General features: G+C 38.6%; 1 pseudogene. It reads right to left on the minus strand.

The features are described from left to right. Window positions 1–251 (minus strand): annotated as a pseudogene (locus AAEY87_RS14220) (hypothetical protein); the annotation flags it as partial.

Consider the following 251-nt stretch of genomic DNA (forward strand, 5'->3'; position numbering starts at 1 on the left):
AATAAGTCCTGTCCCTCCAGAGTTTCTTTGGTTGGGAGCACCTGTCTCAAATTTCTCTCCACTTTCCCAAGCAAACACAGCCATCAAATTATTCGCTGATTTTAAATAATTATTTGGCCATAGATTTTGGCATATCTCAATCACTTTTAGCCTTTCATCACAATTAAAATTTTTACCCCAGATCAAATCATGCGCCTTACAAATACAAGCACCATTTGTTGTAGCAACATCCTTTGGAGTACCGTCAGAGC

This window comes from Psychrobacter sp. S1-30-MNA-CIBAN-0213 (genome assembly GCF_040309845.1).
GTDB lineage: Bacteria > Pseudomonadota > Gammaproteobacteria > Pseudomonadales > Moraxellaceae > Psychrobacter.